The sequence below is a fragment of the Kitasatospora sp. NPDC085879 genome, from assembly GCF_040686255.1.
In the GTDB taxonomy this organism is placed as follows: domain Bacteria; phylum Actinomycetota; class Actinomycetes; order Streptomycetales; family Streptomycetaceae; genus Kitasatospora.
The window spans coordinates 63,982-77,329 of sequence record NZ_JBFBJZ010000008.1 but is presented as its reverse complement, the minus strand read 5'-3'; the positions used below and the strand labels follow the sequence as shown (position 1 = coordinate 77,329).

Below are 13,348 nucleotides of genomic sequence, written 5' to 3'. Positions count from 1 at the left end.
CTGCGCGGCGAGGAGGAAGTGCGTGACGCCGTCGCGCAGTTCGCCCGTCCGCTGCCCGCGGAGCCATGGGCGGACCTGTGGGCGGACTGGCGGGCCGAGGGACTGCTCGACCCGTCCGACCCAGTCCCCGGCGGGGGCGTGACCGCACCGTCGGGTGTACGCGGCGCGATGGTGGACTCCCACCACCACGCCTGGGACCTCGCCGTCCGTGCGCAGGACTGGCTGGCCGCGGACGGACTCGATCCGCTCGGGCGGGACTTCGCCCTGGACGACCTCCGGTCCGAGGCCCGGGCGGCCGGAGTGGCGGCCACCCGTCCTGGTGCAGACGGTGACGGTCGCCGAGGAGACACCGGAACTGCTGGCGCTCGCCGCCGCCGCCCCGCTGGTCGTCGGCGTCGTCGGCTGGGCCGACCTGACCGCGCCCGGGATCGCCGACTCCCTCGCCGGGCTGCGCGAACTTCCCGGCGGTGAACGCATGGTGGCGATCCGGCACCAGGTGCAGGCGAGCCCGACCCGGAGTGGCTGCTGCGGTCCGAGGTGCTGCGCGGCCTGCGAGCCGTCGTCGCGGCGGGGCTCGCCGACGACCTCGTCGTGCTGCCGCGCCACCTGCCCGCCGCCACCGCCGCCACCGTCGCCGCGGCTCGGGTGTCGGAGCTCCGCTACGTCCTCGACCACCTCGGGAAACCGCCCGTCGCCTCGGGCGAGTCGGAGCCCTGGGCCGCCCGCCTGCGGGCCTTCGCAGCTCTGCCGAACACGGTGGCAAAGCCCTCCGGACTGGTCACAGAGGCGCCCTGGCGGAACTCGACGGCGGCGGATCTCCGCCCGTGGGCCGCGATCGTGCTGATGGCGTTCGGCCCCGAACGGCTGATGTTCGGATCGGACCGGCCGGTCTGCTCCCTGGCCGCCTCCTATCGCGAAGTGATCGATTCTGCTGCGGAGATGACTGCCGGTCCGAGCCGCGGCGAGCAGCGGGCGGTGTTCACCGAAACCGCGGTGCGGAGCTATCAACTGACGATTCCGCTGAACCGCGGTTAACCGGTTAGCAATGTTTTGTCGGTGATGGCCGGAAATCGTTGACCCAACATTCCTTCGCGATAGTATGTTAATTACCGATACACGCGTGGCACCCCATCGCCGGCGGTTGTCTCCGTCACCACGGATCACACGGGAAACGGTGCCGACCACGAGTTGCGAGGTAGTGATGCCAGGGCCAGCCGTCGCACCCCGGAGCAGCAACCCCGCCGGTGCGCCCCCGCCGTCCGTTCGAGTCATGATCGTCGACGAGTCCTCCGTCATCCGGGACGGGCTCTGCACCCTGCTCGCCCCGGCCGCCGACATCGAGGTGGTCGCCGCCACCGACAGCGGCGCCCGCGCCGTCCACCTGGCCGCCGTCCACGGTCCGCACGTCCTGGTGACGGGCCTGCACCTGCGCGGAATGTCCTGCCTCGACCTGCTGCGCCGGCTGGAAGCCGAACGGCTGCCGCTCCAGCCCCGCCTGGTGGTCTTCGCCCAGCACGACAACGAGGACATGGTGAAGGACGTCCTGCAGGCGCCCACCCACGGCCTGCTGGTGAAGGACACCAGCCGCGAGGAGCTGGCCGCCGCCGTCCGGGCCGCCGCCCGCGGCGAGGCGGTCTTCTCGCCCAGCGTCTCGCACCGCCTCGTCGAGTGGTACCGGACGGCCGGCAGCCGCCGGGTGCGGCCCGACTCCCGCTCCGCCCTCGACTCACTGACCATCCGTGAGCGGGAGGTGCTCCGGCTGATCGCCGAGGGCCTCGCGCCGCTGGAGATGGCCGCCAGACTGTGCATCGGCGAGGCCACCGTCCGCACCCATGTCTACCGGCTGCGCACCAAACTGGAGTTGAAGGACCGCGCGCAGCTGGTCGCCTTCGCCTACCGTGCGGGGCTGGCCACCGAGGAGGGGTTCGCCGCATGACCGTCCGGCTGTACCAGGTGGCCGTGGACGCCCTCGATCCGGCCGCCCTGGCCCGGTTCTGGGCGGCCGCGCTCGGCCAGCGGATCCTGCTGGAGAGCGCCGACGAGGTCGTCGTCGGCGCCGACGAACACGCCTACCCGGGGCTGGTGTTCGTGCCCGTCCCGGAGCGCCGGCGGGGCAAGAACCGGCTGCACCTGGACCTCGTCCCGGACGACCGGGAGGCCGAGGTGGCCCGGCTGCTGGTGCTCGGCGCCCGTCTCGTGGACGTCGGCCAGCCGGCCGGCGCGGGCTGGACGGTGCTCGCCGACCCGGAGGGCGACGAGTTCTGCGTCCTCGGGCCGAAGCGGTCGCTGACCGGCTGACGGACAGTCAAGCCGGCTCGCCGGCGGCGGCCACCACCGGCACCGCGGCCACGGACTCGGCCTCGGGGGCGCCGTCCACGGCGCGCAGCTCCCGTGCGGAGCGGATCAGGTACAGCACCACCGGGGAGACCAGCATCCAGCCGCCGGCCACCAGCAGCACGCCCTGCACCGAGGTCGCCGCGGCGACCGGACCCACCAGCGCCTGCCCCACGGGCAGCAGGGCGATGCTGCCCAGCCACTCGTAGGAGGCCACCCGGGACATCACCGGCAGCGGGATGTGCTGCTGCATCGCGGTGTAGAAGTACACGTTGAACATGGCCACACCGACCCCGCCGACCAGCGCCGCACCGGCGACCACGGCCGTCGACGCGGGGACGGCGAGCGCCACCAGCTGCAGCCCGTACAGGCCGAGCGGTACGAAGGTGGCGCGCAGCAGGAAGCGCGGCCGGTACCGGAGCGCGATCACACCGCCGACCACCGCGCCGAGGCCCGAGCAGGCGGCGACGGCGGCCCAGGCGGAGGCTCCGCCGAGGTCGGCCTTGGCGACGGCCGGTCCGAGCACCAGCACCGAGGGCAGCGCCAGCAGATGGAAGGTCGCGGCCCACAGCACCATCGACCAGAGCCAGGTGCGGGAGCGGAACTCCTGCCAGCCCTCGGCGAGTCCGCGCAGCATCGGCGGCGAGGCTTCCGCCGGGCCGGCCGTGCCGCGCGCCAGGGGGCGGGCGAGCGAGAGGGCGAGTGCGCTGGCGCCGAAGGTCAGCGCGTCGGCGAGCAGCGCCGAGCCGGGGCTGAACACCGCGATCAGCACGCCCGCGACGGCCGGGCCGACCGTGTACGCGAGGTTGTCGCTCAACCCGACCAGTCCGTTGGCCTGGTGCAGCCGGTCGGGTTCGACCCACTCGGCGACCAGACCGGTCGAGGCCGGGCGGAAGAACGCCGCCGCGGTGCCCCAGACGAGTTGCAGCAGGACGAGGGAGAGCAGGGTGGCGTGGCCCGTCCAGAGCATGACGCCCTGGGCGGCCTGCGAGCCGAACCGGACCAGGTCGCAGACGACCATCAGCCGGCGCCGCTCGATCCGGTCGGCGACGACGCCGCCGACCAGGACGAGCAGGACCCCGGGCACGATGCCCGCGGCGAGGACCAGGCCGAGCGCACCGGCGCCGCGGCCGAGGTCCAGCACCGCGAAGGCCAGGGCGACCGGCACGATGGCGTCGCCGAGGATGGAGAGGCTCTGCCCGGTCCAGTACAGCGCGTAGTTGCGGTTGTGCAGCACCTCGGGGATCCGCGGCCGCCTGCCCATGTCCTGCCCTCGTCTCGGTCTCGTCGGTGGTGTCCGGTTGCGGTCAGGCGCCCGGCGCCCGCTCGGGGTCGGCCGACAGCACGGCCTCCAACTGGTCCTCGTCCAGGCCGCCGAGGACGGCCTCGACCACCCGGACGGCCAGCGCCTCCACGGTGGGCGCGTCGAACAGGTCGCGCAGTGGCAGGTCGACGCCGAAGTCGCGGCGGATCCGGGCGGCCAGCCGGGTGGCCAGCAGCGAGTGTCCGCCGAGGTCGAAGAAGTCGTCCCGGATGCCGACCCGTTCGCGGCCGAGCAGTTCGCCGTAGAGGGCGGCCAGGGTCTCCTCCACCTCGTCCCGCGGGGCCTCGTAGCCGGCCGTGCGCGCGGCCGGGGCGGGGGCCGCGGCGAGCGCCTTGCGGTCGGTCTTGCCGTTGGCCGACAACGGCATGGCGCCGACGGCCACCAGGGCGGCGGGCACCATGTAACCCGGCAGCAGCCGGGCCAGGTGGGCGCGGACCTCTGCCTCCGCCGGCTCGCCCGGGCCGTCCGGGGCGGGCACCCAGTAGCCGACCAGCCGGGGCTCGCCCGGGGTGTCCTCACGGAGCAGCACCACTGCCTCGGCGACCGCCGGGTGGCTCGTCAGCACGGCCTCGATCTCGCCGAGTTCGATCCGCAGACCGCGCAGCTTCACCTGGTGATCCAGCCGGCCGAGGTGCTCCAGGGCGCCGTCCGGGCGGCGCCGGACGAGGTCGCCGGTGCGGTAGAGCCGGGACGCCGGGTCCGCGGAGAACGGGTCGGGCAGGAACCGTTCCTCGGTGAGGTCCGGGCGGCCCCAGTACCCGGCGGCCACCTGCACTCCGCCGAGGAACAGCTCGCCGGGCCGGCCGACCGGGACGGGCGAGCCGTAGGCGTCCAGCACGTGCAGCGCGGTGTTGGCGACGGGGTGGCCGATCGGCACGCCGGCGGAGTCCTCCGGGGTGCAGGTCCAGCGGGTCACGTGCACGGCGGCCTCGGTCGGCCCGTACAGGTTGTCGATCGGGGCGGTGATCCCGGCGGCCCGGCAGCGGCGCACCAGTTCGCCGGGCAGCGTCTCGCCGCTGCACAGGATCTGTCGCACCCCGCGCAGCGCCTCCGGGTCGGCGCCGTCCAGGAAGACCTGGAGCATCGAGGGCACGAAGTGCACCACGGTGATCCGCTCCTCGGCGACCACCTGCGCCAGGTAGCGCGGGTCGCGGTGGCCGTCCGGGGCGGCGAGCACCAGGGCGGCGCCCGCGGTGAGCGGCACCAGCAGTTCCCACAGCGAGACGTCGAAGCCGATCGGGGTCTTCTGCAGCACCCGGTCCCGGCCGTCGATCGCGAAGGCGTCGCGCAGCCAGAGCGTGTGGTTCAGCAGCCCCGCATGGGTGTTGACGACGCCCTTGGGCTGCCCGGTGGAGCCGGAGGTGTACAGCACGTACGCCGGATCGGCGGGCGCGCGCCGGACCCGCGGCGCGGTGTCGGCGAACTCGCCGTCCTCACCCGGCTCGACCAGCACGGGCACCGGGCCCTCCAGCCGGGCGGCGAGTTCGGCGGTGCCGATCAGCACGGGCACCTCGGCGTCGGCGAGGACGTAGCCCAGCCGGTCCGCCGGGTAGGAGGGGTCGAGCGGCACATAGGCGCCGCCCGCGCGCAGCACCGCGAGCAGGGCGACCACCAGGGCGGGCGATCGATCCAGCAGGACGCCGACCCGGTCGCCCGGCCGGACACCGAGACCGATCAGCCGGTGCGCCAAACGGTTCGCCCGAGCGTCGAGTTCGCGGTAGCCGACCTGTTCGCCCGCGGCGACCAGGGCGACGGCCTCCGGGGTCCGGGCGGCCTGCTCGGCCACCAGGTCGGCCACGGTGATGTCGGCGGGCAGGGGCATGCCGGTGGCGTTCCAGGCGCCGAGCTGCCGCTCCTCCGCCTCGGTGAGCAGCGGCAGCCGGGAGACCGGCAGCGCCGGGTCGGCGGCGGCCCCGGCGAGCAGCCGGCAGAGATGGCCGTGCAGCCGCTCGACCGTGGCCTCCTCGAACAGACCGCGGTCGTACTCGTAGGCGATCCGCAGCCCGCCGCCCGCCGCGCCGGCCTCCAGGACGACGCACAGCTCGGCCCGGGCGCCGGAGGTGTCGACCTCGGCGGTGCGGGCCCGCAGCCGGCCCGGTTCGCCGCCCGCCGGGTGCGCGTTGAAGGCGAACAGCACCGGGGTGAGCGGGCTGCGACCGCCGCGGCCGGGGGCGAACTCCTCCACCAGCCGCTCGAACGGCGCCTCCTGGTGCTCGAAGGCGCCGAGCACCCGCGCCCGGACCTCGCCGAGCAGCTCGGTGAAGGGGCGGTCCGCCGAGAAGTCGGCCTGCAGCAGCAGGGTGTTGAGGAAGAACCCGGCGGTGGCCTCGAACTCCGGCCGGCTGCGGCCGCTCACCGGCACGCCGACCGGCACCCGGGGGCTGCCCGTCCAGCGGTGCAGCAGCGCCTGGAAGCCGGCCAGCGTGGTCATGAAGAGTGTGCTGCCGGTCGAACGGCCGAGCGCCTCCAGCGCGGTGACCAGTTCGCCGGGCAGGGTGCGGCGCAGCACGGCGCCGCGGCCCCGGCCGGCCGCGCGCGGCCGGTCCACGGGCAGCTCCAGCGGCTCGACGCCGCCCCCGAGTTCGGCCTGCCACCAGGCGAGGTCGGCGGCGACCGCGCCGGACTCCTCCCGCCCCTGCTGCCAGGCCGCGAACTCCCGGTACCGGCCGGGCGGAGCGCTGAACTCCGGTGCGCGGCCCGCCGCGCGTGCCCGGTACGCCTGCCACAGCTCGCCCAGCAGCACGTCGACCGACCAGCCGTCGCTGTTGATGTGGTGCTGGGCGATCACCACCCTGGCGCTGCCGTCGGGCAGCAGCACGGCGGTGGCCCGCAGCACCGGGCCGTGCTCCAGGTCGAACGGCGCGTCGGCCTCGGCCCGCACGGTGCGGTCGAGTTCGTGCTCGGCCTCGGCGGCCGGCAGGGCGGTCAGGTCGACGGTGCGCACCGGGACGGCGGCGGGCGGGTCGACGAGCTGGCCGGGGCCGTCGCCGTCGGCGGTGTAGCGGGTGCGCAGCGCCTCGTGCCGTTCCACGAGGTCGCCGAGCGCGGACGCCAGCGCGCCGGTGTCCAGCACGCCCGGCCAGTCCACCTGGTGGCAGATGTGGTAGGCCGGGTTGTCCGGCTCCAGCCGGTGCAGGAACCAGAGCCGCCGCTGGCCGGGGGAGAGCGGGGACGGTGCGCCGTCCGGTTCCGGCCCGGGCGGGGCGTCCGCGGCCTCCAACTGGTCGAGCAGGGCCTGGCGCTGCCGCGGGTCCAGGCCCGCCAGCAGTTCCTCGATGCCGTCCATCGCCGTCTCCTCCTCGGGGCGGGCCTGGTGTTCGCGCTGGTCAGCGGGCCGTGGCGACCCAGACGTAGTGCTCGGAGTTCGGGCCGTACGGTGACTCGTCATAGCCGCCGTACTCGCGCTCGATCGTGAAGCCCGCCTGCTGCAGGGTGCGCCGGACCTCGTTCGGGTACCGGTAGTAGTTCTTCCGGAAGGTGTGCCGCCGCTCGGTCACCAGGCCGTCCTCGTCGAGGAGTTCGCTGACCCGGCGGCGAGTGATGGACTGCTCCTGCAGGTCGTAGGTGTTGTAGTCCCACAGGGCGATCCGCTGCCCGGTGCCGGGGTGCCGGATCTCCCCGGCGAGGTAGAGGCGCTCGCTGTACTTGGCCATCTCGTCGAACCGGAAGTACGGGATGCCGGAGACGAACCGGCCGCCGGGGGTGAGGTGTTCGCGGACGGTGGCGAGCGCCTCGGCCCAGTCCTCGTCGTTCGCGCAGTGGAACAGCGGCTGCCCGGCGGCCAGGATCAGCGGGAAGCGCTCGCCGAGGCGGACCGTCCGCAGGTCGCCCTCGACGAAGCGGACGGCGGACTCGTCCAGGCCCTCGGCGGCGGCGTTGCGCCGGCCCTGCTCCAGCATGGAGGTGGACAGGTCGACGCCGACGCCGCTGCCGGCGATCCTGACGGCGGGCAGCAGCACCCGGCCGGTACCGGCCGCGAGCTCCAGCACCGGGCCGCCGAACTCCTTGACGGTGGAGAGGTAGAACGGCAGGTCGAGCTTGTTCAGTCCGGCCCACAGGGTGTCGTACAGGTCGGCCTCGAAGAAGTAGTCGTCGGCGGGCTCGGGCGTGGTCCCGGTGGTCATCGGACCTCCTCGGTGGTGGCGGTGGTGGCGGTGGGTGCGGCGGCGCGGGCGATCAGCGCCCGGATCTGCTCCTCGGACAGGGCGGCCATCCGGTCCCGCAGGCGGCGGTCGGTCTCCTCCTGCGCGGCGGCCAGTGCGGGGTCGACGGCACCGGCGGCCAGCCGGGCGACGGTCGGGAAGCGGAACAGCGCGTGCAGCGGCACCTCGACGGCGAACTCGCGGCGGACCCGGCCGAGCAGTCGGGTCGCCAGCAGCGAGTGCCCGCCGAGGGCGAAGAAGTCGTCGTCGGCGCCGACCTCGGCCAGCGCGAACACCTCCGCCCAGAGCGCGGCGAGCCGGGTCTCGGTACCGGGTCGCGGGGCCCGGAACGGCGGCCGCAGCACGCCCGGATCGGGCAGGGCCGCCCGGTCGATCTTGCCCGCCGGGGTGAGCGGCAGCGCCTCCAGCACCACGAAGCCGGCCGGCAGCATGGGTTCGGGCAGCCGCTCGGCGAGCCAGTCGCGCAGGCCCTCGGGTGCGGCGGCGCCGCGGCCCGGCACGGTGAGGTAGGCGACCAGCGCGGGATCGCCGTTCGCCGGGGCGTGCAGCACGACCACGGCCTCGGCGACGCCCGGGTGTTCGACCAGGCGGGCCTCGATCTCGCCGGGTTCGATCCGGTGGCCGCGCACCTTGACCTGCCGGTCGGCGCGGCCGAGGAAGTCCAGGCGGCCGTCGTTGCGCCAGCGCACCAGGTCACCGGTGCGGTACAGCCGGGCGCCGGGCGGGCCCTGCGGGTCGGGCACGAAGCGCTGCCGGGTGAGTTCCTCGGCACCCAGGTAGCCGCGGGCGAGGCCCGCGCCGCCCAGGTACAGTTCACCGACGGCGCCGCGCGGCACCGGCCTGCCGTCCGCGGCCAGCACGCGGGCCACCACGTTGTCGATCGGGCGGCCGATGTCCGCCGGGCCCTCGCCGGTGCCCTCCGGGGCGACCTCACCCTCGGTGGCGACCACCGCGCACTCCGTCGGCCCGTAGTGGTTGACCACGGTGAACGGCAGGCCGGGCCGCGGCCGGCGGCGCAGCAGTTCACCGCCGGTCAGCAGCGAGCGCAGCGGAAGCCTCGCGCAGCCCTCCTCGGCGAGCACCGCCTCGGCGAGCGGCGTCGGCAGGAAGGAGACGGTGGCGCCCGAGTCGGAGAGCCAGGCGGTGAGCCCGGCCGGGTCGGTGCGGACGGCCGCGTCGACCACGGCCACCGAGGCACCGGCCGCCAGGTAGGGCCACAATTCCCAGACGGCGGCGTCGAATCCCTGCGCGGCGAGCATGGTGCCGCGGTCGTCCGGAGTGATCCGGTGGCGCCGGTTGTGCCAGTGGCAGAGGTTGAGCAGGGCGCGGTGCTCGACCAGGACGCCCTTCGGCCGGCCGGTGGAGCCGGAGGTGTAGATGGCGTAGGCGAGGTCGTCGGCGGTGGCGGGCTCGGGGGCGTTGCCGGGCCCTGTCGCCGTGTCCTCCGCGCCGTCGACGAGCAGCAGGGCGGCGGCGGAGGGCGGCAGCCGGTCGGCGCAGCGGGCGTCGGTGAGGACCAGTGGGGTGCCGCTGTCGGCGAGCATGTGGGCGAGCCGGTCGGCGGGGTACTCCGGGTCCAGCGGTAGATAGGCGCCGCCCGCCTTGAGGACGGCGAGCAGGGCGCCGACCAGTTCGGGCGAGCGCTCCAGACAGACCCCGACCAGGGTGCCGGGGCCGGCCCCGTGCCGGATCAGCCGGGCGGCCAGCCGCTCGGCGTGGGAGTCGAGTTCGCGGTAGGCGACGGTCCGGGGGCCGTGCACCACGGCGGGCCGATCGGGGTGGTCGGTGGCGTGCCGGGCGACCAGCTCGTGCACCAGCGGCGCGGTGGGGTGGGGGACGGGGTTGCTGCCGAGTCCGGCGAGTTCGGCGGCCTCGGCAGGGCCGGGGGCCGCCAGGGTGCCGAGCGGGCTGTCGGGGTCGGCGGCGGCCGCGGCGAGCAGCGCGGTGAGCCGGTCGAGCAGCCGCTCGGCGGTCACCCGGTCGAACAGGTCCACCCGGTGGTCGAGTTCGAGGCCGAGGGTGCCGTCGGGGAGTTCCCGGGCGAACAGGTCGAGGTCGAAGCGGGCCGCGCCCGGGTCGAAGGGGAACTCGCCCGCCGCGGCGGGCCCGAGCCGCAGCCGGGGCGGCGGGGTGGACAGGTAGGAGAGCGCGACGGACACCAGTGGCGGGCGGCTGAGGTCGCGGGCCGGGGCGACCGCCTCCACCAGCCGGTCGAACGGCACGTCCCGGTGGTCGGCTGCGGCGAGCACCGACTCCCGTGTCCGGTTGAGGAGTTCGCGGAAGGACGGGTCGTCGGAGAGGTCGGCGCGCAGCGGCAGCAGGTCGACGAAGAAGCCCGCGAGGCGCTCCAGTTCGGGCCGGTCGCGGCCGGCCATCGCACCGCCGACGGCGATGTCGGCGCTGCCCGTCCAATGTGCCAGCACGGTCTGCAGGCCGGCCAGTACGGCCATGAAGAGCGTCGCCCCGGCTCCCTTGGCCGTCTCGCGCAGTGCGGCCGTGGCGGCGGCGGGCAGCACGGCCGGGACCCGGGCGCCGGTGAAGGACCGGACGGCGGGGCGCGGCCGGTCGACGGGCAGTTCCAGCGGGGCCAGCCCGGCCAGCTCCGTGGTCCACCAGTCGAGCGAGGCGCGGTCCGCCGGGTAGCCGTGTTGCTGCTCCCAGACGGCGAAGTCGGCGTACTGGAGGGGTGGTTCGGGCAGCGGGACGGGCTCGCCGCGGAGCAGTGCCGGGTAGATCGCGGACAGCTCGTCGCAGAGCACGCCGAGCGTCCAGTGGTCCGCGACCAGGTGGTGCACGGTGAGCGCGAGGATGTGGTCCTCGTCCGCCAGTCGCAGCAGGCCGGCCCGCAGCAGCGGCCCGCTGCCGAGGTCGAAGGGGACGGCGCAGTCGTCGGTGAGCAGGCTGCGCGCCGAGGCCAGGGTCTCCTCCTCGGAACGGCCCGGGGCGAGTTCGGCGACGGGCAGGGCGAGCCCGGCGGCGGGCTGCGGGTACTGCACGGGCGCTCCGTCGGCGGTGGTGCGGAACGCGGTGCGCAGCGACTCGTGCCGGTCGAGCAGCACGTCGAGCGAGCGGCGGAGCACGGCGGTGTCCAGCGGCCCGCGGAGCCGGAACGCGGTCGACACGTTGTAGGCGGCGGTGCCCGGGTACAGCTGCTCGACGAACCACAGCCGGCGCTGGGCGGCGGAGAGCGGTGCCGGCGCGTCCCGGTCGGGCCTCGGCGTGATCCGGTCGTCGGCCGCCGGACCGCCGGTCGACCCGCGCAACCGCCTGGCGAGCAGCGAGCGGACGCCGGCCGCGCGGGCGTCGTCCGTGCGGGCGTCGGGCGGGGCTTCGGCGGGGTCGTGGACCATCGGGCAACACCTCTTCGGCTGGGCGGGCCCTGCGGGCCGGGGTATGTCGCGGGTGCGGGTCGGGGGCGGTCGTCCGGACAGCGGGTGCGGGGGGACTGCGCGGTGGTCGTGCCGTGGGGTCGTCGGTGGTCGGGCCGCCGGTCCTGGCGGGCCGGGTCAGGGAGCGGCGGCGCGGAGGAGTTCGGCGGCCGTCCGGACGACCGGTTCGCGGACGACGTCGTAGTGGCCGCCCGGGACCTGTCGGACGTGCAGCGGGCCGCTCACCCGGGCCTGCCACTCGTCCGGGGCGACGGCGGAGTCCTCGGCGTGCAGCAGGGTGACCGGTCCGGGGTACGGCCCGGGCCGGTGGGCGTGCATGGCCCGGGTCGCTACCTCGTAGCCGCGGTAGCGGGCGGCGAGGTCGGCGGCCTCCAGGCCCAGGTCGACGCCGTGGTAGCGCAGCCGGACCACTGCGGCGTCGAGGGCGCGCTCCGGCGGCAGCCGCCACACCGCCGGGTCGACCGGCAGCCGGTCGCCGCCGGTCAGCCCGTCGGCGGGGCCGGCCGAGTCGACGAGGTCGGCGAGGAAGCGCTGCAGGGTGGTCGGTGCGTCCCATGCGGGCACCGACGCGGGCCAGCTCATGGTGTCCAGCAGGACGACCGGCACCGCGCCGCCGGCGTCCGCGAGCCGGCGGGCCGCCTCGTAGGCGACCAGTCCGCCGTAGGACCAGCCCGCCAGCACGGCAGGTCGGTGCCCGGCGTCCGCCAGCAGGGCCAGGTAGCCCTCGGCCGTGGACTCCACCGTGGTGCCGGGGGCGGGCCGTTCGTCGGCGGCGACGGCGAGCACCGGCCGGCGCCCGGCCAGCAGGCGGGCCAGCCCGGTGTAGCAGAACACGCCGCCGCCGATCGGCGGGCAGAGCACCACCGGGGCGGCCGCGCGGTCGCTGCCCGGCTGCAGCTCGACCAGGGTGCCGCGGGCGGCCGCGGGCGCGGCCGCCGAGGAGCGGCCGGCCCGCAGCGCGTCGAGCAGGGCCTGCTTCTGCGGCGAGAGCGCCGCCACCCGGCTCCGGTCGGGTCGTGCGGCCGGATCGGGTCCCCCCGGCGCGCCCGACGGCAGGGCGGTCGGGGCGGTCGGGGCCGGGTCGGTCACGGCCGCGGCGCGCCGGCGGGCACCAGGCGGTGCCGGTACAGCGCCTCGTAGTGGGGGAGTTGGGTGCGGTGGTAGTCCGCCAGCAGCGGGGTGTTCGCCACCGTGTGCGGGTAGCTGCGCTCGGCGCGGACGAAGCCGGTGCTCTGCTCGGCGTCGACGTGCCAGCGCTGTGCCCGGCCCCAGCTCTCGTGTGCGCCGGCCTGCCAACTGAGGTCCTGCGGACGGTGGTCGAGGCCGGTCCGCTCGCAGTAGGCCAGGACGGTGCCCTCGGGGTCGTCGAGCAGCGCGTCGGAGTCGACCACGGCGGGGGTCGTCCCGGTGGCGTCGGCGACCGCCTCGAAGAGCTCGCGCAGCCGGCCGAAGCCGATCTCCGGCTCGGTGAGCGCCGGGTTGAGCGCGTAGTGCGAGGCGATCACCTCGTCCGGGCGGCGGATGATGAAGGTGTGCCGCACCTCGGTGAGGAAGCGGCCGTCCGCCAGCACACCGGGGTAGTGGAAGTCGGTGGTGTCCTTGAAGAACACCAGGCGCTCCCGGGAGAGCCGCAGGATCGCGGCGATCAGCTCCGACTCGCTGCGCACGGCGGCGCCGTCCACCTCGGTCTCGCCGAAGTCGACGAGATGCGAGAACGGTTCGTGCAGGGTCACCACATCGGGCCGCTGCATCATCATCCGCAGGAATGCGGTCGACCGGGAGCGAGGTGCGCTCCACAGTGCGATCGCCCCGGTGGTGGTCGGCGGTTCCTCCGCACTCATGGTGCATTCCTTTCCCCGGGAACTCGGTGCGGCCCGAGGCTAGCAATGCGGGAGGCCGCCCGGAACCCCGTCAATCCGACCGTCGGACCGTCAGAATCCGTTGTCATCAGGATGATTACGGCCACAACCTGGGGCGATCGCCGCCGCCCGGCGGCCACCGGTGGAATTCCGCTGACCCGCAGCCCGGGAATTGAACGATTCGGGTACACCCGCCGAGCGGACCGACGCATTCCGTTGAGGAGGAAATCACTGCCACGGCGGAGGCCGGCCGACGGTGATTCCCGATAGCTTTCGACG

At 75.2% G+C, this 13,348-nt stretch carries 8 protein-coding genes and 1 pseudogene; 3 read left to right on the top strand and 6 right to left on the bottom strand.

The annotated features are described in order from the left end of the window. Nucleotides 1–168: 168 nt before the first annotated feature. From AB0P35_RS08770 to AB0P35_RS08760, 3 genes and pseudogenes are all read left to right on the top strand, one after another. Nucleotides 169–1,035 (top strand): annotated as a pseudogene (locus tag AB0P35_RS08770) (amidohydrolase family protein). Nucleotides 1,036–1,270: 235 nt separating this feature from the next. Continuing rightward, nucleotides 1,271–1,936, top strand: a complete 666-nt coding sequence (locus AB0P35_RS08765; RefSeq protein ID WP_218835792.1) for a response regulator transcription factor — start codon at nucleotides 1,271–1,273, stop codon at nucleotides 1,934–1,936. After that, a complete protein-coding gene (locus AB0P35_RS08760; RefSeq protein WP_363508294.1) occupies nucleotides 1,933–2,298 on the top strand; it encodes a VOC family protein in 366 nt (121 codons plus the stop codon). The genes AB0P35_RS08765 and AB0P35_RS08760 overlap by 4 nt, the downstream gene beginning before the upstream one ends. 7 nt (nucleotides 2,299–2,305) lie before the next feature. Here AB0P35_RS08760 and AB0P35_RS08755 read toward each other — a convergent pair whose 3' ends face one another. From AB0P35_RS08755 to AB0P35_RS08730, 6 genes are all read right to left on the bottom strand, one after another. Continuing rightward, entirely contained in the window at nucleotides 2,306–3,598 is a 1,293-nt protein-coding gene (locus tag AB0P35_RS08755) for an MFS transporter (RefSeq protein WP_363508292.1), read from the bottom strand. 43 nt (nucleotides 3,599–3,641) lie between these two features. Then, nucleotides 3,642–6,944 (bottom strand): amino acid adenylation domain-containing protein, encoded by a 3,303-nt coding sequence (locus AB0P35_RS08750; RefSeq protein ID WP_363508289.1) that lies wholly within the window; start codon nucleotides 6,942–6,944, stop codon nucleotides 3,642–3,644. 40 nt (nucleotides 6,945–6,984) lie between these two features. Beyond that, nucleotides 6,985–7,782 carry a class I SAM-dependent methyltransferase gene (locus tag AB0P35_RS08745; RefSeq protein WP_363508286.1) on the bottom strand — a complete coding sequence of 266 codons (798 nt, stop codon included), beginning with the start codon at nucleotides 7,780–7,782 and terminating at the stop codon, nucleotides 6,985–6,987. Beyond that, the gene (locus AB0P35_RS08740; protein WP_363508283.1) at nucleotides 7,779–11,171 is read right to left on the bottom strand and encodes an amino acid adenylation domain-containing protein; all 3,393 of its coding nucleotides are present in this window, start codon (nucleotides 11,169–11,171) and stop codon (nucleotides 7,779–7,781) included. Before AB0P35_RS08740 ends, AB0P35_RS08745 begins: the two co-directional genes overlap by 4 nt. Before the next feature lie 156 nt (nucleotides 11,172–11,327). Next, nucleotides 11,328–12,209 carry an alpha/beta fold hydrolase gene (locus tag AB0P35_RS08735; RefSeq protein ID WP_363508280.1) on the bottom strand — a complete coding sequence of 294 codons (882 nt, stop codon included), beginning with the start codon at nucleotides 12,207–12,209 and terminating at the stop codon, nucleotides 11,328–11,330. Between the two features lie 86 nt (nucleotides 12,210–12,295). Next, nucleotides 12,296–13,051 (bottom strand): sulfotransferase family protein, encoded by a 756-nt coding sequence (locus tag AB0P35_RS08730; RefSeq protein ID WP_095876073.1) that lies wholly within the window; start codon nucleotides 13,049–13,051, stop codon nucleotides 12,296–12,298. Nucleotides 13,052–13,348: the final 297 nt, after the last annotated feature.